This is a genomic window from Clostridium sp. CM74B_53, from assembly GCF_036318045.1.
GTDB lineage: Bacteria > Bacillota > Clostridia > Lachnospirales > Lachnospiraceae > Pilosibacter.
The window spans coordinates 53120-74988 of the sequence record NZ_JAWQDE010000018.1 but is presented as its reverse complement, the minus strand read 5'-3'; the positions used below and the strand labels follow the sequence as shown (position 1 = coordinate 74988).

Annotated in this window: 25 protein-coding genes and 2 pseudogenes; 21 read left to right on the top strand and 6 right to left on the bottom strand. The window is 47.8% G+C overall.

The genetic code is table 11. The features are described from left to right. The 9 genes and pseudogenes from V2546_RS13475 to V2546_RS13435 all read left to right on the top strand — a co-directional run. Positions 1–248, top strand: a pseudogene (locus V2546_RS13475) (hypothetical protein); the annotation flags it as partial. A 279-nt stretch (positions 249–527) separates the two neighbouring features. Continuing rightward, positions 528–2195 (top strand): C40 family peptidase, encoded by a 1668-nt coding sequence (locus V2546_RS13470; protein WP_055303324.1) that lies wholly within the window; start codon positions 528–530, stop codon positions 2193–2195. A gap of 22 nt (positions 2196–2217) precedes the next feature. Then, positions 2218–2484 carry a DUF4315 family protein gene (locus V2546_RS13465; RefSeq protein WP_055303326.1) on the top strand — a complete coding sequence of 89 codons (267 nt, stop codon included), beginning with the start codon at positions 2218–2220 and terminating at the stop codon, positions 2482–2484. After that, on the top strand, positions 2471–3118 hold the full coding sequence (locus V2546_RS13460) for a DUF4366 domain-containing protein (protein WP_055303327.1): 648 nt from the start codon (positions 2471–2473) through the stop codon (positions 3116–3118). The genes V2546_RS13465 and V2546_RS13460 overlap by 14 nt, the downstream gene beginning before the upstream one ends. 2 nt (positions 3119–3120) lie before the next feature. Beyond that, a complete protein-coding gene (locus V2546_RS13455) occupies positions 3121–3312 on the top strand; it encodes a hypothetical protein (RefSeq protein WP_318272949.1) in 192 nt (63 codons plus the stop codon). Continuing rightward, positions 3313–3714: a cysteine-rich VLP protein gene (locus tag V2546_RS13450; RefSeq protein ID WP_055303329.1), complete on the top strand. Its 402-nt coding sequence runs from the start codon at positions 3313–3315 to the stop codon at positions 3712–3714. It begins immediately after the preceding gene. Positions 3715–3846: 132 nt separating this feature from the next. After that, entirely contained in the window at positions 3847–4437 is a 591-nt protein-coding gene (locus V2546_RS13445; protein ID WP_227145461.1) for a defense against restriction DarA-related protein, read from the top strand. A gap of 12 nt (positions 4438–4449) precedes the next feature. Next, positions 4450–4632, top strand: coding sequence for a DUF4316 domain-containing protein (locus V2546_RS13440; RefSeq protein WP_003500078.1), 183 nt, complete (start codon positions 4450–4452; stop codon positions 4630–4632). Then, positions 4632–4973, top strand: coding sequence for a plasmid mobilization protein (locus V2546_RS13435; protein ID WP_055303333.1), 342 nt, complete (start codon positions 4632–4634; stop codon positions 4971–4973). Before V2546_RS13440 ends, V2546_RS13435 begins: the two co-directional genes overlap by 1 nt. A gap of 48 nt (positions 4974–5021) precedes the next feature. On the opposite strand, the gene V2546_RS13430 is transcribed toward V2546_RS13435, so the two are convergent. After that, on the bottom strand, positions 5022–5849 hold the full coding sequence (locus tag V2546_RS13430; RefSeq protein ID WP_015553877.1) for a hypothetical protein: 828 nt from the start codon (positions 5847–5849) through the stop codon (positions 5022–5024). 188 nt (positions 5850–6037) lie between these two features. Here V2546_RS13430 and V2546_RS13425 point away from each other — a divergent pair, with 188 nt between their 5' ends. After that, positions 6038–6328, top strand: a complete 291-nt coding sequence (locus tag V2546_RS13425; RefSeq protein ID WP_005927606.1) for a CD1845 family protein — start codon at positions 6038–6040, stop codon at positions 6326–6328. A 79-nt stretch (positions 6329–6407) separates the two neighbouring features. Beyond that, positions 6408–7823, top strand: a complete 1416-nt coding sequence (locus tag V2546_RS13420; protein ID WP_055303335.1) for a relaxase/mobilization nuclease domain-containing protein — start codon at positions 6408–6410, stop codon at positions 7821–7823. 169 nt (positions 7824–7992) lie between these two features. On the opposite strand, the gene V2546_RS13415 is transcribed toward V2546_RS13420, so the two are convergent. Beyond that, positions 7993–8358: a helix-turn-helix transcriptional regulator gene (locus V2546_RS13415; protein WP_172681248.1), complete on the bottom strand. Its 366-nt coding sequence runs from the start codon at positions 8356–8358 to the stop codon at positions 7993–7995. Between the two features lie 147 nt (positions 8359–8505). Between V2546_RS13415 and V2546_RS13410 the strand changes: the two genes are divergently transcribed. The 10 genes from V2546_RS13410 (at position 8506) to V2546_RS13365 (ending at position 17989) form a co-directional block, all read left to right on the top strand. Beyond that, entirely contained in the window at positions 8506–8709 is a 204-nt protein-coding gene (locus V2546_RS13410) for a helix-turn-helix domain-containing protein (RefSeq protein WP_055303499.1), read from the top strand. After that, positions 8687–9358, top strand: coding sequence for a response regulator transcription factor (locus V2546_RS13405; protein ID WP_055214723.1), 672 nt, complete (start codon positions 8687–8689; stop codon positions 9356–9358). The genes V2546_RS13410 and V2546_RS13405 overlap by 23 nt, the downstream gene beginning before the upstream one ends. Position 9359: 1 nt before the next feature. Then, positions 9360–10367, top strand: coding sequence for a sensor histidine kinase (locus V2546_RS13400; protein WP_070101742.1), 1008 nt, complete (start codon positions 9360–9362; stop codon positions 10365–10367). A gap of 116 nt (positions 10368–10483) precedes the next feature. Next, on the top strand, positions 10484–11164 hold the full coding sequence (locus tag V2546_RS13395) for an ABC transporter ATP-binding protein (protein WP_055214727.1): 681 nt from the start codon (positions 10484–10486) through the stop codon (positions 11162–11164). Continuing rightward, positions 11164–13680 (top strand): ABC transporter permease, encoded by a 2517-nt coding sequence (locus V2546_RS13390; protein ID WP_055303503.1) that lies wholly within the window; start codon positions 11164–11166, stop codon positions 13678–13680. Before V2546_RS13395 ends, V2546_RS13390 begins: the two co-directional genes overlap by 1 nt. A gap of 54 nt (positions 13681–13734) precedes the next feature. Further along, a complete protein-coding gene (locus V2546_RS13385) occupies positions 13735–14109 on the top strand; it encodes a hypothetical protein (protein ID WP_055303505.1) in 375 nt (124 codons plus the stop codon). Positions 14110–14947: 838 nt separating this feature from the next. Next, positions 14948–15370, top strand: coding sequence for an RNA polymerase sigma factor (locus V2546_RS13380; RefSeq protein WP_172681238.1), 423 nt, complete (start codon positions 14948–14950; stop codon positions 15368–15370). Positions 15371–15877: 507 nt separating this feature from the next. Further along, positions 15878–16081, top strand: a complete 204-nt coding sequence (locus tag V2546_RS13375; RefSeq protein ID WP_227618567.1) for a hypothetical protein — start codon at positions 15878–15880, stop codon at positions 16079–16081. Between the two features lie 133 nt (positions 16082–16214). Next, a complete protein-coding gene (locus V2546_RS13370) occupies positions 16215–16391 on the top strand; it encodes a hypothetical protein (RefSeq protein ID WP_167541534.1) in 177 nt (58 codons plus the stop codon). Positions 16392–16480: 89 nt separating this feature from the next. Then, positions 16481–17989: a recombinase family protein gene (locus V2546_RS13365; protein WP_055302675.1), complete on the top strand. Its 1509-nt coding sequence runs from the start codon at positions 16481–16483 to the stop codon at positions 17987–17989. A 96-nt stretch (positions 17990–18085) separates the two neighbouring features. On the opposite strand, the pseudogene V2546_RS13360 reads toward V2546_RS13365, so the two are convergent. The 4 genes and pseudogenes from V2546_RS13360 to V2546_RS13345 form a co-directional block, all read right to left on the bottom strand. After that, positions 18086–18517, bottom strand: a pseudogene (locus V2546_RS13360) (TRAP transporter small permease); the annotation flags it as partial. Between the two features lie 60 nt (positions 18518–18577). Next, positions 18578–19666, bottom strand: a complete 1089-nt coding sequence (locus V2546_RS13355) for a C4-dicarboxylate TRAP transporter substrate-binding protein (RefSeq protein ID WP_118532627.1) — start codon at positions 19664–19666, stop codon at positions 18578–18580. 45 nt (positions 19667–19711) lie between these two features. Next, positions 19712–20731, bottom strand: a complete 1020-nt coding sequence (locus tag V2546_RS13350; RefSeq protein ID WP_215702581.1) for an alcohol dehydrogenase catalytic domain-containing protein — start codon at positions 20729–20731, stop codon at positions 19712–19714. A gap of 13 nt (positions 20732–20744) precedes the next feature. Continuing rightward, positions 20745–21839 carry a mandelate racemase/muconate lactonizing enzyme family protein gene (locus V2546_RS13345; protein WP_118298400.1) on the bottom strand — a complete coding sequence of 365 codons (1095 nt, stop codon included), beginning with the start codon at positions 21837–21839 and terminating at the stop codon, positions 20745–20747. Between the last annotated feature and the right edge of the window lie 30 nt (positions 21840–21869).

The window sequence follows — 21869 nt, the reverse complement described above, 5'->3', positions numbered from 1 at the left end:
TCTTTGAAAACTCGGACTTCCTTGTGCTGCTCTCGCAGGCACAGGGGGACCGGCAGATTTTAGCCAAACAGCTTGGGATCAGCCCCCACCAGCTTTCCTATGTGACCCATACCAATTCCGGCGAAGGACTGCTGTTCTTCGGGAGTACCACCATCCCGTTTGTTGACCGCTTCCCGCAGAATACCGAGCTGTACGCCATTATGACCACCCGCCCGGAGGACAAAAAACAGGAAATGAACCGGGCATAACGCACTTCGGGCCATGATGGCCCGAGGTTTGGAAAGGAGGGATACATCATCGGAAAGAAACCGGATAAACGGAATTTTCAAAGGCCGGGGCCGACGGAGGATACCGGGAGCAATCGCCCCGGACCGGCTGAACGGGAAGGGCCTTCCCCCGCACCATCCCGACGCCTGCGGTTTAAGGACGAGGATACCGGGCAGGACAGTCCTTCGGGCCATGATGGCCCGAAGTCCAAAAGCGGCAAGTTTCAAGAGGACAGACGGAAAAGCCGTCCCTCTGACCGCATGAGGCAGGAAGATGAAGCGGACGGGCCGCAGGATACCGGCAAGGCACAGGAGCCGGAGGGCTCCGCCGAGAAGGCCGGGAGCAAAAAGGACAAGTACCAGAAAGCACAGGCAAAAGTGGAACACGCCGGGGAAAAGCTGGGAAAGGCCCGGGAGAAACTGGACAAGACCGAGGCAAAACGGGCAGCGAAGAAGCCGCCGGGGCTTGCAAAAAAGGCAGTCCGGGGAGCCCGCACAGAAGCGTGGTTCTATGTCCACAACAAGATACACGAGGTCGAGCATGAAAATGTGGGTGTGGAAGGAGCCCATAAATCCGAGCTGGCCGCAGAGGCCGGAACCCGGAAACTGACCCGCTATGCCAAACGCCGCTGGCAGGAACACCCGGCCCGGAAGGTGGCAAAGTGGGAACGGAAGGACATAAAAGCCCGGGCCAATGTGGATTTTCAGAAGATGGCCTCCGAGCACCCGGAGCTTACCAGCAATCCGCTTTCCCGTGTGCAGCAGAAATGGAAACTGAAACGCCGGTATTCCAAAGAAGCAAAGGCGGCTGCAAAACAGGGCGCAAAGGCCGCAAAGAAAACCGCTGCCGCTTCGGGAACTGCGACCCGTCGGGCGGCGCAGTTTGTGACCCGTCATCCCGTGGCGGTGCTGGTCCTGCTCCTGCTGTTGCTGCTCTGTTTTCTTGTGTCGGCGGTAAGCTCCATCTTTCCCACGCTTGGCAGCGGCCTTGCCAATGCGTTATCCGGCACCTCCTACGCCTCGGAGGATACGGACCTGCTGGGCGTGGACGAGGACTACACGGCACTGGAAAACGAGCTGGCGCAGACGGTAGCGAACATCGAAAGCACCCATCCCGGCTATGACGAGTACCGCTATTCCGTGGACGAGATCGGCCATAACCCCTATGAGCTGGCGTCCTATCTCTCGGCAAAGTACCATGTGTATTTCCGGGAACAGGTGCAGGACGAACTGCGGGAGATTTTCGAGGCACAGTATGAGCTGACCTTGACGGAGGAAGTCGAGATACGCTACCGCACCGAAACCAGCACCGACCCGGAGACCGGGGAAACAACCACCGAGGAAGTCCCCTATGAGTATTACATTCTCAATGTGACCCTCACAAACAAAACGCTGCCCGCCGTGATCCTGCCGAGGCTTGACGCACCGCAGCGGGAAATCTACACCGTTATGCAGCAGCTCAAGGGCAACAAACCCTATCTGTGGGAAGGGATTTACAACGGCGGCGAAGATACCGGCCCCAGTTATGAGATACCCGGCGAGGCGCTGGATGACCCGGCTTTTGCGGCGCTCATGGAAGAAGCCACAAAGTACATCGGCTGGCCCTATGTGTGGGGCGGCTCCAGCCCGTCCACTTCCTTTGACTGTTCGGGCTTTGTCTGCTGGGTGTACACGGCCAGCGGCGTCCACAACCTGCCCCGTACCACAGCGCAGGGCATTTACAACCAGTGTGCTAACATTTCTCCCTCCGAGGCAAAGCCCGGCGACATTATCTTTTTCACGGGAACCTATGACAGCCCCGGCCCTGTGTCCCATGTGGGGATTTATGTGGGCGACGGGATGATGCTTCATTGTGGTTCGCCCATCCAATACGCAAACATCAATTCAAGCTACTGGCAGACACATTTCTATGCCTTCGGGCGTTTGTGAGCCAGAGGAAAGGAGTCCTTGCATGAACAAGATCGACAAGCTCGATAAGGAACTGGAAAAAGCCCGGGAGAAGGCTGCCGAGTGGCAGGCCAAAATCCGGGAGCTGGAAAAGCAGAAACAGGAGGAAGAAAACAGCCAGATCGTGCAGGCGGTGCGCTCCCTCAAATTGACGCCCGCCCAGCTTATAGCCTTTTTGAATGACCCCAAAAACAGCCTTACAGCTTCGGGTCATACTGACCCGAAGCCGGAGGCACCCGAAAAGGAGGACACAGCCCATGAAAAAAACTAAATACCGCAGGCTGGCGGCGATGGCTGCCAGCCTTTTGTGTTGCCTGATCTTTACGGTCCCGGCCTATGCACAGAGCAGCGAGCCGCAGACGGAGACAGCTCCCGCCCCGGCAGAAACCGAAGCGGAACCGGAAACCCAGAACCCCTTTACCCCGGACGGGACGGGAACCGTGGTGGACAACGCCACCGACGAGGATGGAAAGGAGTTCTACACCATCACCACAGCAGACGAGAGCGTGTTTTATCTGGTGATCGACAAACAGAAAACCAGGGAGAACGTCTATTTCCTCAATACCGTTACCACAGACGACCTTCTGCCTCTTGCTGAACAGAGCAAGGAACCGCCCAAAGAAGTGACCCCTGAGCCAGAGCCAAAGCCCACCGAACCGGTGGAGGAAGTACCGGAACCCGAGCCGGAGAAAAAGGACAGCCCCCTTCTCTCTCTGCTCCTGATCGGTGCGGTGGTGCTGGCCGGCGGTGGGATTGGTTACTATTTCAAGATTTACAAGCCGAAGCATGAGGCCCCGGATTTGGAAGATGATTACTGCGAATATGAGGACGGGGAGCTGGAGGAGATCGCAGAGGAACCCGAGGACGAAGATACCCCGCCGTGGGAGGAAGATACGGAGGAATGAGAATGAATTTTACAAGCAGCCCTTTTGAACGAATGATGAAGGAAGTACCGCACCCCGGCTGGGACAATGACAACCCTTGTAAGGGATGCCGTTACTACAAGGAGTGCAAAGGAAAGAAAAAACAGTGCCGGAAGAAGTTCCGGGCGCTGATCGTGGAGCCCCGCCCTTCGGGCCATCGTGGCCCGAAGTCTTAAATGGACGCCCGGGAGCTGACCCGTGACGAGAAGAAGAAAATCCGTTCTCTTGTCATGGGGATGTGCGCCAACTATGACCGGGAAAGCGGCCTGTGCCTTCCTCTTGACTGTGCCTGCTATATGCTGCACAAGTGCTGGACAGGGGCGTACTGCCGTTATTTCCGTGAGGCTGTCCTACCTCTTAACCCGGAGCTTCAAGCGTCGCTGACAACGGAAGGCATCTCCCCGGAGCTGCGGGCCTGTGCGGTCTGCGGAAAGGCATTTTTGCCCGAGGGGCGTCAAGCCTACTGCTCCGACGCCTGCAAGGCCGAAGGGAACCGCCGGAAAAGCCGGGAACGCATGAGGAAAATGCGGGAGAAAAGGCCGGGCGGCTGTTACGATTTGCCGCCTCCAAAGGCTTGACATTCCGGGCTTTTTTGAGGGTGTTTCCGGGGTGGGAATATCTTATTACATTCCTCCCCGGTCTGCCCTCTTATTTCGTAACATCCAGCACTTCGGGTCATGTTGGCCCGAGGCACAGAAAGGAGGGATCTCTTGGAGACAGTACAAGGATATGTGATTTTGAAAGCTGCCACCTTTGAAACCGGACACGGCTTTGCGCTGGGGCATAATCCGGGAGCACCGAGCCCCTTTGTGACCTGGCAGTTTACCGAGGGGGAAAACGGCCATCGGGATTACTACTGGGGCCGCTATGGAACCAGTCAGGCGTGGGCGCAGAGGGACTTTGACCGCCGGGTGGACGACTATCAGCAGCTTTACCATGCGGCGGTCAAGCATACCGAGCTGGGACCGGAGGGCGTTTACCGCTATTATTCCACCCAGCGACCCGTGGACATAGGAACTTACCCGAAGCCGCCGGATAACCAGCCTCTTTCCATTGTCAACTACGACGATGACAGGCGGCGTCCTGTGGCAGACGGCAGGCTGATGGCATGGGGCGAACTGACCTACGCAAAGCCGCTGACCGAAAAGCAGATGGAGGATTATGAACTGAAACCAGCACCGGGCAATCCTGACCGGGTGCGCCCATCCATTACCGCCCGGCTCAAAGAAGGAACCAGAGGGCAGGACCCCCCGAAGGAGCCCGGCCAGAAGCGGAGCCATCAAAACCATGAGGAACGATAAAGGAGGATCGCCATGCACGAAAAAGACAACTATCTGAAAACCGCCGAGCTCTCCACGGAGCAGAACTGCAACATGATCGACGGCGTACCCAACAATACGCCCATCCCACCCACGCCCCCGGAGCTGGACGCAAAGCCGCTTGATAAGGTAAAGGAGCCCAAAGAGCGCCGGAAAGGCCGGGAGTTGGAACGCTGATGGAGAACCGCAAGCGGAATGTCCATCTGCACGTTATGGTAACGCCGGACGAGCTGGCAGCCATCCATGAACGGATGGCTGAGGCGGGCATTTCCAACGCCGGGGCTTATGTGCGGAAAATGGCTCTGAATGGATATATCCTGCACATCGACCTTGTACCTGTAAAAGAGTTGATCTCTCTGCAACGGCGCTGTTCTAACAATCTCAATCAGGTTGCCATACACGCACATACCTATGGCGTGTACCCGGAGGAAATCGACGGATTGAAGCGGGACTATGAAAAACTGTGGGGCGAGGTGTCAAAGGTGCTGCGGGAGCTTTCCGAGCTGGTGGCAAAGTAAGACGAGGGCGGCAGGTTCCGATGTTGGGACCTGCCGCCCTCGTTCTTTTTACCATCTATATCTATGTTTCCGAAAATGTAATTCCCGAAGTCCAGCCTCTTTACAAATAGACGATAGAATTTTTAGTATTTCTTCTCGTGTAGAATTAAGCCATTCAGCAAGCTCACGATCATAGAAACAATAAGCGACATCTTCGCCTGTGCCATATGTCGAATAGGCTTTTTCCTTTTTGGCTATTTTCAATCGTCTGCGAATTGCTGTTAGCATATCAGTAATAGTATAGAGTTTTTCTCTCCATAAAGAGTTTTGGACAGAAGATTTTCCATCAGCCTGTTTTAATATGGAGCCATCACGAGTTCTTAGTACCCCTGTATTCAAGGCAATTAGCGTATCTTCAATCGCTTTATCAAAATCCTCCATTCGACCTTCTTGATAAATGTCATCTTGAAAGGCTGGACGATCAAAGCACTCCAAATAAAATTGGACAAGCTCTTTATCTTTTTCAAAGGCAGGTGTGGAAGAAGTAGTTTCGACTTCCAAAATTGCTGTCTGTTCTGCAAGCTGCTTCCAACTTTGTAGCAGTTCTTTAGGATAACGAGTAATATCCGTATCAATCAATTTAGAACAAGACTGGCATAACCAAATTCCATTTTCAAACGACTTTCTTTCTTCGGGTGTCATAGAAGCGTCATAGCGTGGACCGCCTTGAGCCGCTGCACAGATATGAGCTGCTACCCCTATATTTGTAATTTTTTCAGGATTGGTATTTGCCCCACAAGTCAACTTTCGGCAAGCAGGATTACTACATCTTCTACCAACCCGATTTGCCAGTAATTCCTTTGTTGCTGAAGTAAAGTCGTCTCTGCTGTTCCCCATGTTCATCACCTCGTCTAACCAAAATATTGATTTCATTATATCATAACTTTTTAGATAAAACCATCAAGCTTCGGGCCAGCATGACCCGAAGTTTTAGGACAGGATTTACTAATCTTTCGCAACATTTATGTCCCCGGGCAGGCATGATAAAATAGAGGTAGGAAGGATAGATAAAGGAGGTTTTGAAGATGAAGATACTGCTGAAAATATTGGTTGCTCCCTTTGCTTTAGCGTTGTCCCTTCTGGCGGCTCTGCTGGTGTTCCTATTTGATATTTGTGCCGTCCTGCTGACGATTGCCTCTGTGATCCTGACGGTGCTGGGTGTCGCTCTCTTTTTCACGCCGACGCCCATAGGCGGGATTGTATTTCTGTTTCTTGCCTTCCTTCTTTCGCCGTATGGACTGCAAGCGGCGGCGGGCTCCCTTCTTTGGGCGCTGGACGGAGGCAAATCCGCTCTGTACCGGTTTCTGGCAAGTTAAGCAGCCTCGGGCCATACTGGCCCGAAGTCGGGGCGGTCTGAATGGGCCGCCCCTTTCTCATGGAAAGGAGGAATGATTTTTGGCTACCACAACTTTGTTACAGCGCCATGCGGGCGAAGGCGAAACGATTGCTGAGGCTATCCGGGATTGTCTGGACTATGGCAAGGACCCGGAGAAAACGGAAAGCGGAAAGTATATCTCCGCTTATGAATGTGATCCGGCCACCGTGGCGGACGAGTTCCTTTTGGCAAAGGCCAGCTATGCCGCTATGACGGGCCGGGAACAGAAGAAAGAAAATAATGTGCTGTGCTATCAGATACGACAATCCTTCTATCCGGGCGAGATCACCCCGAAGGAGGCGAACCGTATCGGCTATGAGCTGGCTATGCGCTGGACGAAGGGGCGGCACGCTTTTATCGTTACCACGCACACCGATAAGCAGCACATCCATTGTCACATTTATTACAACTCCACCACCCTTGACTGCACCCGGAAATTCCGAAATTTTTGGGGCTCCAGCTTCGCCCTTCGGCGGCTCTCTGACAGGCTGTGCCTTGAAAACGGGCTATCCATCGTGGAGAACCCGAAGCCCCGGAGCAAGGGCAAGTATCGGAACTATGGAGAGTGGCAGAAAGACCGGAAAGGGCCGCTTTCCTATCAGGACAGGCTGCGCCTTGCCATTGATACTGCGTTGGCGGAACGCCCCGCTGATTTGGACGAATTTCTCAATCTGATGAAGCGGGCCGGATATGAGGTCAAGAAGGTTCGGGGCGGCGGTATCAGCTTCCGGCTGACCGGGCAGGGACAGGAACGCTTCACCCGTCTGCGTGCCTCCACGCTGGGGGACGGCTACAACTTGCAAGATGTTCTGTCCGCCATTGAGGGCAAAGAAAAACGCCCCGGACATTCGGAGCGGAAAATCAGTCTGGCGGTGGATATTCAAGCAAAACTGGCTGCCGGTAAGGGACCGGGATATGAACGCTGGGCGAAGGTATTTAACATTAAGCAGATGGCCGCTGCCCTTGCCTATATACAGGACAATGGACTGACCGATTATGAGCAGTTGGCACAGAAAGCCACCGAGGCGGCAGACCGTTTCCATGCCATTTCCGAGCAGATCAAGCAGACAGAACAGGCCATGAAAACCAATGCCGGGCTAAAGGCCGCAACGGTTCAGTATGCCAAAACCCGTCCGGTCTTTGAGCAGTATAAGGCGACGAAGTACAGCCGGAAATTTCTTGCGGAGCATGAGGCCGACCTTGAACTGTACCGGGCTGCACAAGCGGAAATGCGCTCTCTGCTGGGCGGGGCAAAGCTCCCCAAAATGGATGTGCTGAAGGAAGAAGGCCGTAAGCTCACAGCAAAGAAAAAACAGCTCTATGGAGAATACCAGAAGGCACGACGGGATATGCAGGAGATCGTCACAATCAAGGCGAACATTGACACTCTGATGGGCTACACCGAGCCGGGGAGAAAGCAGGAAAAGGAGCGTTAAGGTTATGAAAATAAGGAGCAAAGCGACGCTGACACTTCGGGCCATGTTGGCCCGAAGATACGGGTTTGGGGCGAGCCCCAACAAGCCGCCTTTGTGCCACTTGTGGCCACAGAGGCATTGCTTGCCACTTAGCGGCAGCCCCGAAAATGGCGCAAAAAAACAGAGGCCCTTATTCTGGAACCTCCGTTTCTCTGGCTTTCTTGAGCCCTTCGGCTGTGGTCTCCATGACAACAAGCTCTTTCTCGTTCATGGAGTTTAGGAGTACATCAATATGCTTTCTGCAAGGACTTGTTTGTTCGCCTCCGTCCGTATGAATAAACTGGTCAACCGAAATGTCAAACATGGTAATGAGCTTTACAAAAAGGTTAAAGCTCGGATACTGTCCTTTGTTCTCAATATTCATAATGGTACGGGAGTCACGGTCTACTAATTCCGCAACATAGGCTTGTGTCCAGCCCTTTTCTTCTCTGGCTCTTTTGAGTGCCAGCCCGAGGCCGTGAAAGTCAAACCTTCTTTCATTTTGGTTCATTCTCATATCACCCTATATCATTCTACATTTCTGGTTGGATTATGAGAATGTAATGAAATTTTACATTAAGTAGTATTTTATTTCGTATCCGTGTAGGCTCTAACTTGTATTATTCGAGGCAGAGAACTATAATGTACTCTGTGGAGGTGCAGAATGGATTATATGACACTAAAAGAGGCCGCCGAAAAATGGGGCGTGACCGCACGATGGATAAACTATTACTGCACTGCGGGTCGCATCCCCGGTGCTGTAAAAATGGCGACGATTTGGCTGATTCCGAAAACTGCGGAAAAGCCGATTGATGGTCGGACAAAAAGAAGAAAGGGAGATAAGCATGAAAAAAATACTGCTGGTTGAAGATGACCCCAATATAGTGTCCTCCCTTACTTTATTTATGAAAAATGAAGGCTATCTGGTTGACAGTGCAAATGGACAACAAACTGCTTTACAGAAAATAGCTCAGGAACAATACGACATTATCCTTTTAGATATTTCGTTGAATGATGGAAATGGTTTTAGCACTTGCTCAGCAATTAAGAGCCAAAAAGACATTCCCATTATCTTTCTGACCGCAGATGATGATGAATTTAGTGTTGTTAGCGGTCTGGAATTGGGTGCAGATGATTATATTTGCAAGCCGTTCCGCCCAAGAGAATTATTGGCAAGAATCAACACTGTGTTGCGCAGAAAAAATGGAAAAAGTGAATTTCTGTCTTGTAAAGATATTACAGTTGATGTTCAAAAGGCGGTTGTCCGAAAAGGAAATACAGAGCTATTCCTTTCGGCATTAGAATACCGTTTGCTGTTGGTGTTTTTGCAGAATCCGGGTGTTGTATTTTCAAGGAAAAAACTACTTGAAATGATTTGGGATGTTACAGGTGATTTTATTAGTGACAACACATTGACTGTCTATATGAAAAGATTGCGAGATAAAATTGAAACAAATCCACAAGAGCCGGAAATTCTTTTGACTGTTCGCGGGCTTGGGTATAAGGCTGGTGAATAACATGGATTTTTTACGAAACAAGGAAGTTCGATTGCAAATAATGCTCTGTATTGGTGTGACGGTGATTGGGAGTGTTTTAAGCTATTTCTTTTGCATGAAGTTCTATTGGGTTACATTTTTAACTGGCTGCGCCATCACCGCTATTTCCCTTATATTCACATATCGCCGCTATATGAAGATTTCTTCTTTAAGTCAGGATATTGATAGACTATTACATGGTGAAGAAAGTATTCGTTTTGACGATTATGGTGAGGGAGAGTTAGCTGTTCTGGAAAATGAGATTTCAAAAATGACATTACGGCTTTTAGCGCAATCGGGACAGCTGCAAAAAGACAAAAAATATTTAGCGGATTCTTTGGCGGATATTTCCCACCAATTAAAGACACCGCTGACTTCTCTTGAAATATTGAATGCTGCGCTTTCACAAGAAGGTATTGATTTCGAACAGCAATCTTCACTATTGCATGAACAGTTATTACTGTTGTCACGCATGGAATGGCTGATTGACGTTTTATTAAAGCTGTCGCGTCTTGATGCAGGGACAATCAAATTCGAAAATAAGTCCTTTCCTGTGGAAAAATTAGTCCAGCAGGCAACAGCGCCATTTGATATCATGCTGGATATTAAAAATATTAAAATGGATATTTCAGATATAGAGGAAATTCAACTATACGGGGATATCAAGTGGCTTGCAGAAGCTTTGTCTAATGTTGTAAAAAATTGTATTGAATCTACTTCCGATGGAGGACAAGTAAAAATCAGCGCTGAAGAAAATGCCATGTATGTGAAATTGTGTGTTATCGATAGCGGAACAGGCATAGCGGAGGAAGATATTCCACACTTATTTGAGCGTTTCTATCGAGGTAAGAACTCCGGCAAAAACGGGGCGGGGATTGGCTTGGCCTTAGCAAAAGCGATTATCACGCAGCAGAACGGAAGGATTATCGCTGAAAACATAATGCCATGTGGGGCAAAATTTACAATTTTCTTTGACAGAGGGGTTGCATAATGCAATCCCTTTTTTGCAAAGTGACATTTTTGTAATGAAAGCGTAATAATAGAGTTATTTAAATTTGCTATGATTTCATCATTGTACGGAATTACTTTCAGCAGGAGGAAACAACAATGGAAATATTAAGAGTTGAAAATGTTTGCAAAACATACCACACAGGTGAAACCACAGTGAATGCCTTGACCGATATTTCATTTTCAGTGCAAAAAGGAGAATTTGTTGCAATAATTGGCGCATCTGGCTCTGGTAAATCCACTTTGCTCCATATTCTCGGCGGTATTGATCGTCCCACATCAGGCGAAGTAATTGTAGATGGTCAGAGTGTGTATGAACAAACGGAAGATCAACTTGCCGTGTTTCGCAGACGCCAAGTAGGACTGATTTACCAGTTCTATAACTTGATTCCGGTCTTGAATGTAGAGGAAAATATTACCCTGCCTATTAGGCTGGATGGGCGAAAAATAAATAAGAAGCGTTTAGCAGAATTGTTAGAGGTACTTGGCTTAACAAAGCGTAGAAAGCATTTGCCAAGTCAGCTTTCAGGTGGGCAGCAACAACGTGTGTCCATTGGTCGTGCGCTTATTAACGCTCCTGCAATTCTCTTAGCTGATGAACCTACGGGAAACCTGGATACACAAAACACACAAGAAATCATGCAACTTTTGAAAGCTTCTAATAAATCCTATCATCAAACGATTGTCCTGATTACCCATGACCGGGAAATCGCTTTACAAGCAGATCGGATTTTGGAAATACAGGATGGTCAGCTTGTCAGGGATGAGGTGATTCGCTGATGGAAACAATATTTACCCTTACATTAAGGACACTGCAACAAAACAAAAAGCGTGCATTTCTTACGATTTTCACGATCATTCTTTCGGTAGGTATGATGACTGCTGTCTTGTGTGGCGGCTGGTCCATGCTTCGCTTTTTGCAAGAGAAAGAAGCCGTATACGGTGGAGATTATGCGTATCGTATTGAACTCACCTCGCAGCAGCAAGCGGAAACTCTTATGCAAGGAAAGAATATAGAGAATGTGTCGTTGCTACGTTTCGCTGGAAGTAGTTTTTACGGAGAACCATCTAATAAAAATTTGCTTGCCATTGCAGAAATCAACGATGCATTTGTCGAAAATTTTTATCTGGAACAATATTTACTGGAAGGCCGTTACCCGTTCAATGAAAATGAAATTGTCTTAACGCAAGATTTTATTGACGATAATGGGCTTACATTCTCTGTTGGGGATACGATACAACTTTTACTTGGTACGCGAGTGTGGGACGAAATCGACACAGAGTTATATGGATTAGTAAATTATCTGGGTGATAGGGAAAGTTTTCACCCAGATACTGCGGAGCGGACATATACCATTGTTGGTATTGTATCTGAAATGAATGGGTCTAAAGTAGCCAGTGACTTTAACGCTTATATCGGAATTAGCAATAATGAAACTAATTTATCGGCATTTGTAAAGTGCAAGGATATTTCTAAGTCTATATACGCCGAAGCGGAAGAAAATGCAAAAGCAGTTGGTGGTATTGTGTCAGCATTCCATTCTGATTTGCTCATTTATCATGGTGTGACTGCGGGTAAGGGAGCTGTAAAGATGATTGCGGCTGTTGCTGTAGTTATTTTATTGCTAATGGCTGCTTGCTCTGCCATGATTAGCAATGTCCTTTCGATTTCTCTGCAGGAACGCATTAAGCAGCTTGGTATGCTTGCGAGTATCGGTGCAACAAGTAAACAGAAGAAAGCCAGCGTTACCATAGAAGCCTTTCTACTTGGCATAATTGGTATTCCATTGGGCCTGTTATTTGGTTTGGGTTTAACGGTTGTTGTTCTGGCAATGATACGGATTTCCTTTAAAGACACTTTTACTTTTGGAATGATTGAGCTAAAAACATATATTTATTGGCTCCCTTTTCTCCTGGGAGCAATTTCAGGTATTGGTTCTTTGTTTTTTGCTTGTAAAACTCCGGGAAAAATCGCTTCAAAAGTTACAGTAATCGATACATTGAAGCAAACCAACATTTATCAAGTAAAGCAAAAATGGATAACGCATGGAAAACTAATGTCAATATTTTTTGGAATCTACGGATCGTTGGCTTCAAAAAATATCCATCGGAATCCGAAACGCTTTCGTGCGATAACGCTTTCTATTTTTTTAGCTGTGGTTCTTGGGTTATCCTTGTATAGTTTTTCGGATTTTATGCTTTTTCAAACATCTATGGATATGAAAGAAGATGGTTCAAGTTATACAGATGTTCAAGCTGCTGTTCCGTATAAAGATTTAGCAACTGCTGCGAAAGCAATTTCTGATGAGGGTATTTCAGCAGACATATCCTATCGTATTTCCCGATACATGACAGCTGCATTTGAGGAAGAAAATATCAATTCAGATATGGCGGGATACTTTATAAATGGCAACTTTGCAGAATTATATGTTGTGGGTATTGATGAAGAACATTTTCGCGCTATTTGTAAAGAAAATGATTTGAATTATACAGGATATGATGGCAAGCCAAATCACGGAATACTATTCAATCATGCAACTGGGAATTATGGTACGTCTCCAAATCGTGTTGTAGTTGGTTCTCCGTTTGTGCTTGAAAATGGGTGTAAAATCGAACTGGAATACGGCGACGATACAAATAAAACGGTCATTGTTCAAGATATTGTGAATGGAAATAATGCGAGTATTCAATCACAATTTGTTCAAGATAGAGCTGTCTTGATTGTTCCAATGTCTTTTTTTCAGTGGCTGCTGAATGATGATACCGCTATTGAACTTACCATTAACACCGCACAGCACGAAGAAGTTGCGGAGTGTTTAGCGGATACGGGATTTTTTCAAGTGGTTGATGTGGCAAGTACAACGGAAAATTCCCGCCAGACATATATGCTTCTCAAAATGATGGTTTGCATCTTCACGGTCTTAATGACAATGATTATTGGACTAAATGTATGCAATACGATTTCAAATACCATAGATGTCCGTAGAAGTGAGTTTGCAGTATTGCGATCTGTTGGCATGACATCTGGTGGTTTAAAGAAAATGTTACTTTTGGAATCTGTATTATATGGCATGAAGTCGCTGATATTTGCAATACCGATCAGCTTAATCATTCATTATGTCATGTATTCCATGATTTCGAAAGGAATGACCCCATTTGTGTTTTATATCAATTGGGGAGCATACGGAATCGCTGTTATTATGGTTGCACTTGTAGTAGTAACGGCAATGCTGTTTTCTTTGCGAAGTATTGAAAAGGTTGAAATTGTGAAAGAATTGAAAACTGGGAGCATGTAGTTCAAGACAATCGGGAATTAGGCACATCTCGTAAAATGAAAGGAAAGAAATGAAATGAACAAAAAACATATTACTCATGGCAAGTTGAAAGTATTTATGATATTATTTTTGGCTGTTATTTTGATTGTTCTGGTTGTAGTATGCGCCAAGAAAATTAAACTTTCTCAAAACGAAAAAAATATTATCGGCACATGGAAAAACAGCAATTCAGAAAATGTAATTACAGTTCAAGACAGTGACACTCTAATACTGTACAAAGACATTCCTGAAGCAGGTTTATATCATGGTAATGCTTCTTATCATTTCAGTTACACAGATACTATCTGTGTAACACAGGATGACATCAGTGCGGAGTTTTGTGTTGATGTTGATGAAAATCAATTGATAATCTACTTTGCAGGTCAGGTATATTTAGTGTTGCAAAAATAGTAACAGTGCGTAAATCAATTTAAGTATGTAGCATCATAGTACATATCGGAAAGCAGGACTCTCACCAGCTTTCAGTTACCATCCGAAAATCCAAGGCAACGCCTATTCTGATTCTGGCTTCCCAATTTTGTCATGCGGAGCACATGTGGGTATTTCGGCAAGGCGCACACGCATACATTTGAGAGCTGTATTTGACAGAGAAGTTTCTGGCAAAGGCTCAGGCACTCATACAGTTATATTGTGAGCTAAAGAAGTAGCTGGAAATATGCTATACGCTGGCTTTCGGCAAAGACCTTGTGATTGAGCCATTATTCAGGTGAGTGATACTTTATCATCGCTCATTTTGAAAGGGATGGACAAGAAAATAAAACAAACACAATATTTCTAATACTCTGCCGGACGACGGCAAAAGAAAAAAAGCCGTCGTAGCGCAGACAATTTGACACGCCCATTTGAAACGGCGGCTTTGATTTCAGAGCCGCCGTTTCTTTTCGTCTACGCTAAACCAACGACGACCTAACACCGTGTAAATCCACGGCGGCATATAGGAGGATTGCCGCCGTGTCTATCTTTGCCTTTTTTCACAGTGCCCATGACCTACATCAGTTAAAAAAAGCATAGCCCCGCCTCCGGGTTATTCCGGCTATGTATGCGAAATTTGTTGGAACCTTAACTATTATGTCATTTCATGCGTCCGTGTGGCTTCATGCCGCCCGGGCGCTTTTGCGTTCTTATGGGGCTGCTTCGGGTCATGTTGGCCCGAAGTCATTCCCCGGTGCCGCTCCCCGCCGCCTTCGTTTCGGTCACTCGTCAACCAACAACCGAAACGGAGGTCAATATGGCTATTATCAATTTGCGGGACTATTACCCATTCTATACATCGGATTGCTTCATGGAAGTATCGGAAGAAGTTGCAGAAATGTTCAAAGAGTTTGATCGTAAAGAGGCTGCTTATCGGCTGCGTACATACCGCCACAAAGCCTACTATTCCCTTGATCGGGATGACGGGCTGGAACATGAGGCTGTCTTTGTCGCTTTATCTCCCCATGAACTGTATGAGCGGAAAGTGACCATGCAGGAACTTCACGCAGCGATTACCAGTCTGCCAGACAAACAGGCAAAACGGATTTACGCCCATTTCATTCTCGGCATGACCAAACAGGACATTGCCCGGGCAGAGGGCGTCCATGAAAAAGTGGTTCGTGTCGCAATCGAGCGAGGTCTGCGGCACTTAGAAAAAATTTTGAAAAATTCTTTGTAAGGCGTACCGATTTAGGCCGGAAAATGAAATGGCTTATGAGAGGCAAAACACTTCGGGTCACAATGGCCCGAGGTTCAGACAAGCCTCATGCAGATTGAAAATTGAATAAAAAGACACCCGGATACGAAGGGGAACGCGCTGTGTGACAGACCCGCCATGACCTCGGATTTCAAAGAATACAGTCTTTGTAAAACTGAGCGAGCGAACAGGTCCATGCCATAGGTGGGGCAAGGCTGGCTCCACCGGAACAGGCGCAGAACCCGGATACTTGCGTTTAGTCACAGTCCGAGCGTTGAAGCGGTCTTGCAAGCCGTGAGCCGTCGCAGGCAATGAGAACGCCTTGCCATCAGAATGGGGAGAGTTGAAATACTATGGGGCATGAAGCCTATGCCCGTCCGGTGTGTCTGAAATGAAGTGAAAACCTATGGGGAGCCCCCGGCAATGCTGTCTGATGATAGGCCAACCGATCCGGCGCGGCTCCCCATCTTTTCAAAAAAGGAGCACTTTATGGGAAATGCGTTTGGAATGATCCCCGGCTTGGAACCGGACGAATGGAGCAATGGCGCCTGCCGTGGTTATGTCATTATGGCAATGGAGAACTGCGGATTTTCAAAGAAGGATATACGGCGTGTTGTGGGGCAGCTTTATGAAGTATTCGACCTCAACAGCGTGGAGGATGCCAAAGAAAAGTACCTTTCCAGTCCTTACTGACCTCGGGCCACATTGACCCGAAGTGGAGAAAGCTCAAAGGGCGGCACCTGCTGGGTGCCGTCTTTTGACATTTCCCCACGGGACAAGTGGGAAAGGCTGGCATATACACGCACTTTCGCAAAGGAGGTTTTCAATGACGCAAGCTGTCACTTATGAACGAGAAACAAAGTCTGTCGCATTTCAAGGGAAGATCATTGTGCTGGAAAGCCTCACGCCGGTGCTTCCACCGAAGGAGAAAGAACAGCGCAAAAAAGAAATTGAGCGCTGCCTTTTTGAGGTGTTCAGCAAATATGGGGACAGGTTTCCCTAATCATTCGCAACATTGTTGTCCGGGGCTGCTGATGGTATAATATAGTTGTAAGGTTGGTAGCTCCATTCCAACAAGGAAAGGAGCCCAATATGGAATTTATCAGAGAAGATTGTATTTACGCAAGACAGTCAGTAGATCGCAAGGACAGTATCAGCATTGAAAGTCAGATCGACTTTTGCAAGTATGAATTGAAAGGTGGGAGCTGCCGGGTATTCAAGGACAAAGGCTATTCCGGTAAGAACACGGACAGGCCGGAGTTTCAAAAGCTGCTGGGCGAGATCCGCAAGGGAAAGGTTCGGCGGGTCATCGTGTACAAGCTGGACCGTATAAGCCGCTCTATTCTGGACTTTGCAACGATGATGGAGCTGTTTCAAGAGTACGATGTGGAGTTTATATCCTCCACGGAAAAGTTTGATACTTCGACCCCGATGGGCCGGGCCATGCTGAATATCTGCATTGTATTCGCCCAGCTTGAACGTGAAACAATTCAGAAGCGTGTCACAGACGCCTACTATTCACGGTGCCTGAAAGGCTTTCACATGAGCGGACAGGCACCATACGGTTATCAGTTGGAGCCTACTGTGGTAGAGGGTATCCGCACAAAGAAAATGGTTGCCGACCCCGTAGCCGCCGACCATGTTCGGCTGATGTTTGAAATGTACGCTGAACCGGAAACCTCCTTCGGAGATATTACCCGATACTTCGAGGAACATGACATAAAAATTTATGGCAAATCCATGTTCCGTACATTTCTTTCCCAGCTTTTAAGAAACCCCGTTTACGCACAGGCCGATTTGGAGCTGTACGAATTTTTCAAGAGCCAGGGCGCAGCGATTGTCAATGACGCTTCCGACTTTGCCGGAACAAACGGCTGCTATCTCTATCAGGGGCGGGATGTGAAGGAGGACAAGGACAGGTGCTTAAAAGACCAGATACTTGTTATCGCTCCACACGAAGCACTCATTTCCTCTGACACATGGCTTAAATGCCGGAAAAAACTTATGGCAAATACCACCTTCCAGCAGGGACGGAAACCGAAAAATACTTGGTTGGCCGGAAAAATCAAATGCGGGCATTGTGGGTATGCTCTGAAAGCCACCCATGTACCAAACAGCACCGGATATTTCCGCTGTACCAAACGGACGGAAAACAAAGGCTGTCCGGGCTGCGGAAAAATCCGCAAAGAAGAATTTGAGCAATTCATTTTCTCGGCCATGCAGGAAAAGTTCAAAGACTTTCAGATACTCCACGGCAGAGAGGAAAAAGTCAATCCGAAACTGACCGCCTATCAAGTGGAGCTGGCACAGGTGGAGGCAGAAATTGAAAAGCTGCTGGATACGCTAACCGGAGCCAATGCGACCTTGCTTGCCTACGCTAACAAAAAAATTGAAGAACTGGACACCCGACGCCAGACCATTTCAAAGGCAATCGCTGAATTGAGCGTTGAAACCATATCTCCCCAGCAGATAAAGAAGTTATCCTATTATCTCGACAACTGGGACAGCATAGATTTTGACGACAAAAGAAAAGCCGCCGATGGTTTGATCTCTACAATCAAGGCCACCAGCGACCGTGTTCAGATAGAGTGGAAAATCTGATATTTCCGCTCTATCGCCCCTCATTTCTATTTTATCTCGTTTGTACCCCTTGTACACCGATGTTTCCTTTAATTCATAATATTTTTCTTCTGTATAGCTGATCAACATAAGTACAATGGAAACCGGAGCAATCGCATAGATCCATGCATACGGGATCATAAGGATTGGCGTCTTACGGTTTGTACGCAGCATAACATTGATATAGTCTTTGCTCCTAAACAGGAAATAAATCAGTACTGCGTACACGATTACAGGAATTAAAAGTTCTATTCCTTTACGTATCTTTTTGGGAAGTGCGTCCACCAAAATTTCAATCGCCACATGGCTCTTCGTGCGGAACGCTGCAGGTGCTGCCAGGAATGTGATCCACACCATACATGCAAGCTGAAATTCTTCTTCCCACGTAAATGGCCGACTGAATATGTAACGCATTGGTACTCCAACAAATGTAACGCCAATCAGCACTGCCAGCACCAGAGATGCCACTGCAACCTCGATTCTGTCTAGGATATCCAGGAATTTTTTCATTGTTTTCACCATCCTTATCTACAGGGCTGTCAAAAATGACAGCCCCTGACAGATCTCTTTCTACTGGATTGCAGCTTTTACTGTATCGTACAAACCATCACTCCAGCCAAACTGAGAACCTTTCTCATAGAAGGAAAGGCTTGCTTCCTTCCACTGTGCTCTCTCTTCGTCTGTCAGCTCTGTGAAGGTTACGCCTGCATCTTCCAGTTTCTTGCGGTAGTCTTCGTTTGCAGCCTCCTGTTTCTCGTTGTTGTAGAGACCAGCTTCCTCACATGTCTTGAATAAGAGGTCCTGCTGTTCCTGGGTCAGAGTGTTGAGGTAATCTGTTCCGATGCACCATGTTGTGAAGTTTAAGATATGTCCTGTCATAAGGATATTCTTTGTAACTTCCTGGAAGCTCTGTCCGTATAATGTGGAAAGCGGGTTCTCAACGCCGTCAAGAGTACCGTTCTGTAATGCTGTGTATACATCACCAAGAGCCATCGGCACTGCGGTAGCGCCTAATGCATTGAAGCCCTCTACATAGATCTGGCTGTTTGCGAGACGGATCTTTTTACCCTTGATATCTGCCGGTACAACTGCTTTGTCTTTCGTCATTAACTCACGCTCACCATAGATCCAGTTGGAGCCAAGAACGGTAAGTCCTTTGTCGGCAAGCTTGCTGCACTGGTCTTTATACCAGTCACTGTCGATCAGCTTCCATACCTCATCCCAGTTATCGAAGAAGAACGGTCCATAGAGGATACCAAGATCCGGAACACCGTAATCAGCATAGAAAGCGCCGTCTGCGATCGTGATCACATTCTCACCCATGACCATCTGGTCGATCAGTTTACTCTTGTTTCCGAGTGCGCTGTTTGCGAATACTTTGAGTTCCATGGTGCCATTGCTCTCTTCTTTTAAGAGTTCTGCCCATTTTTCAACAGCCTGTCCGATCGGCTCCTCGGTCGTGTTCTCAAAACCGATGTTGATCGTTACAACGTCTCCGGATGCTGCCGCTGCGGTCGTCTCTTCTGCTTTTGTCTCCTCAGCTGCTTTTGTCTCTGCCGGTGCTGCGGTTGTGCTTGTGGATGCGCTGCTGCCACATGCGCTGAGTACCATGGATGCACACATTACTGCTGATACGGCTGCCATTGCTCTTTTCTTCATAAGTTTTTTCCTCCCATAAATAAAATACATTTTTACAGTTTCTGTTTAAAACTCGAATTCAGCTTTTACGATTTCCCCATAATTTTTATCGAGATCTTCAAATGCTTCTTCCGCATGATCTGCGGAATATGTTCTGGAAATCAGTTTTGTAAGATCCACAAATCCTTCGCGGACAAGTTTTAATACTGCCCGGAAATCGTCTGAGGTTGCACCTCTGGATCCATACATATTCAATTCTTTTCTCTGAACTTCCAGGAAATTGAAATCCGCATTTTTCTTCGCGACACCGATCACAACCATCTTTCCGCGGCTGGCAACTGCCTTCACACAGGCTAAGAATGTTGCCGGGGCGCCAACAGCTTCCACCGTTGCGTCGAATCCGTCTCCTCCTGTGACCGTCCCGATAAATTCCGTCAGCTTTTCCGGGCTGTCATTGACAAATCCGCCGTCCAGCCCGAAATCATTGACTGCTTTTTTTACCTTTTCTTCGGCAATATCCGTGATATAAGCTTTCGCTCCGAAACTTTTTGCCGCAACACCGGCCAGGATCCCGATCGCTCCCGCGCCAAAGATCAGCACCTTGTCCCCCGGTTTTAATTCCGCTCTGGACACACCGTGGTAACTGATACAGAATGGCTCAACGAGCGCCAGCTCCTTCGGATCGATCCCTGCGCCGTCAAACAGCCGCTCGACCGGCATCGTGAAGTAGTCGCTGAAAGCTCCTTCCCTCTGGACACCCATCGTCTCGTTGTGGATGCAGGCATTCACATAACCGCGCCGGCAGGAATAACAGGTCCCGCAGTTGAAATACGGGTTTCCCGTCACCAGCATTCCTTTTTTGATCCCATATGGATTCTCGCCGACTTCCACAACCTCGGCAGCGAATTCATGTCCGATCGTACGCGGATAGCTGACATATGCGGACTGGCCGCGGTAGGAAGCCAGGTCACTTCCGCAGATCCCTCCGCAGACCATTTTCAGTAATGCCTCTCCCTGTTTTGGAACCGGAATTTCTCTTTCGGCTGTCACAGCCTTCCACGGTTCCGGAAGAACGATTGCTCTCATTTCAGATCACTCCTTATTTTACCTCTGTCATGAACTCATGCAGGAAGCGGAAGCCCCAGCCTTCGCCTTCACGCGGACGGGCAAAACCATTGTCGATGACCATCGGATTATCGATGATCGCATCGATCCAGTCAAAGCTCTCTGCGCCATACGGGTTTGCAACTGTGCAGAGAAGCGGTACATCATAGTCTTTATAGTAGTGAGGAAGTACCGGAATATTGTAAGCGTTTGCAAGTGCCGCGCTGTCTCTCCATGCTTCAACACCGCCGAGACGGATCAGATCCGGCTGCCAAAGATCAAGGGCACGTCTTCCGATCAGTTCGCGGAGAGCAACTGTGGAGTACTCTCTCTCACCCATTGCAAGGCTGACCTTTGTCTTTGAGTGGATCGTTGCATATCCTTCAAAATCTGTATTAACGACCGGCTCCTCAAACCAGAAGATTCCGAGATGTTCCACATTGCTGATCAGTTTAACGGCTGACGGAACATCCATACCCTGGTTCGCATCCATCATGATCTTCATATTCGGACCGGTTGCCTCTCTTACAAGGTTTAATCTGCGGATATCACGTTCCATATCCGGACTTCCGACTTTGATCTTGACTGCTGTAAATCCACGTTTCTGGTAGTTTACAACCTCATCAACAAGTTCCTCGTCCGTGTAGCTGATCCATCCGCCGCTTCCGTATACCGGGATCGGTTTTCTGTGGCATCCGAACATCCGGTAGATCGGCTGTCCCATGGTTCTTGCCCATGCATCCCACATTGCTACGTTTAAAGTTGCCAGTGCCCATCTCTGAAGTCCGACGATTCCGAAATACTCACTTTCGATCTCGTAATCCTTCTGGACCTGTGCGGTCTCATATACATGATAATCTTTCGCGAGTACGAAATTCTTCATATCTTTTAAGGCGCCTTCAATTGCGTTCGGGCTGTAATGGAAGCTTAAAAGATATCCCTGACCGATCACTCCGCCCTTTGTCTCAACCTCAAGAACGTAAAACGCGATCTTGCTGATATCATGAGTGGAATCTGCGATCGGATGGCTCAGTTTGCTGACAGCCTGGTAGATTCGTATATCTTTGATATATGTCTCATTTTCATTCATTTTTCCTGTTCCTCCCGTTATTATTTTGTC

What these genes read in the sequence shown, in the direction of transcription:
- V2546_RS13470 (WP_055303324.1), top strand. Translation starts at nt 528, where the DNA reads ATGAGGCAGGAAGATGAAGCGGACGGGCCGCAGGATACCGGCAAGGCA.
- V2546_RS13465 (WP_055303326.1), top strand. Translation starts at nt 2,218, where the DNA reads ATGAACAAGATCGACAAGCTCGATAAGGAACTGGAAAAAGCCCGGGAG.
- V2546_RS13460 (WP_055303327.1), top strand. Translation starts at nt 2,471, where the DNA reads ATGAAAAAAACTAAATACCGCAGGCTGGCGGCGATGGCTGCCAGCCTT.
- V2546_RS13455 (WP_318272949.1), top strand. Translation starts at nt 3,121, where the DNA reads ATGAATTTTACAAGCAGCCCTTTTGAACGAATGATGAAGGAAGTACCG.
- V2546_RS13450 (WP_055303329.1), top strand. Translation starts at nt 3,313, where the DNA reads ATGGACGCCCGGGAGCTGACCCGTGACGAGAAGAAGAAAATCCGTTCT.
- V2546_RS13440 (WP_003500078.1), top strand. Translation starts at nt 4,450, where the DNA reads ATGCACGAAAAAGACAACTATCTGAAAACCGCCGAGCTCTCCACGGAG.
- V2546_RS13435 (WP_055303333.1), top strand. Translation starts at nt 4,632, where the DNA reads ATGGAGAACCGCAAGCGGAATGTCCATCTGCACGTTATGGTAACGCCG.
- V2546_RS13430 (WP_015553877.1), bottom strand. Translation starts at nt 5,849, where the DNA reads ATGGGGAACAGCAGAGACGACTTTACTTCAGCAACAAAGGAATTACTG.
- V2546_RS13425 (WP_005927606.1), top strand. Translation starts at nt 6,038, where the DNA reads ATGAAGATACTGCTGAAAATATTGGTTGCTCCCTTTGCTTTAGCGTTG.
- V2546_RS13415 (WP_172681248.1), bottom strand. Translation starts at nt 8,358, where the DNA reads ATGAGAATGAACCAAAATGAAAGAAGGTTTGACTTTCACGGCCTCGGG.
- V2546_RS13410 (WP_055303499.1), top strand. Translation starts at nt 8,506, where the DNA reads ATGGATTATATGACACTAAAAGAGGCCGCCGAAAAATGGGGCGTGACC.
- V2546_RS13405 (WP_055214723.1), top strand. Translation starts at nt 8,687, where the DNA reads ATGAAAAAAATACTGCTGGTTGAAGATGACCCCAATATAGTGTCCTCC.
- V2546_RS13400 (WP_070101742.1), top strand. Translation starts at nt 9,360, where the DNA reads ATGGATTTTTTACGAAACAAGGAAGTTCGATTGCAAATAATGCTCTGT.
- V2546_RS13395 (WP_055214727.1), top strand. Translation starts at nt 10,484, where the DNA reads ATGGAAATATTAAGAGTTGAAAATGTTTGCAAAACATACCACACAGGT.
- V2546_RS13390 (WP_055303503.1), top strand. Translation starts at nt 11,164, where the DNA reads ATGGAAACAATATTTACCCTTACATTAAGGACACTGCAACAAAACAAA.
- V2546_RS13385 (WP_055303505.1), top strand. Translation starts at nt 13,735, where the DNA reads ATGAACAAAAAACATATTACTCATGGCAAGTTGAAAGTATTTATGATA.
- V2546_RS13380 (WP_172681238.1), top strand. Translation starts at nt 14,948, where the DNA reads ATGGCTATTATCAATTTGCGGGACTATTACCCATTCTATACATCGGAT.
- V2546_RS13375 (WP_227618567.1), top strand. Translation starts at nt 15,878, where the DNA reads ATGGGAAATGCGTTTGGAATGATCCCCGGCTTGGAACCGGACGAATGG.
- V2546_RS13370 (WP_167541534.1), top strand. Translation starts at nt 16,215, where the DNA reads ATGACGCAAGCTGTCACTTATGAACGAGAAACAAAGTCTGTCGCATTT.
- V2546_RS13365 (WP_055302675.1), top strand. Translation starts at nt 16,481, where the DNA reads ATGGAATTTATCAGAGAAGATTGTATTTACGCAAGACAGTCAGTAGAT.
- V2546_RS13355 (WP_118532627.1), bottom strand. Translation starts at nt 19,666, where the DNA reads ATGAAGAAAAGAGCAATGGCAGCCGTATCAGCAGTAATGTGTGCATCC.
- V2546_RS13350 (WP_215702581.1), bottom strand. Translation starts at nt 20,731, where the DNA reads ATGAGAGCAATCGTTCTTCCGGAACCGTGGAAGGCTGTGACAGCCGAA.
- V2546_RS13345 (WP_118298400.1), bottom strand. Translation starts at nt 21,839, where the DNA reads ATGAATGAAAATGAGACATATATCAAAGATATACGAATCTACCAGGCT.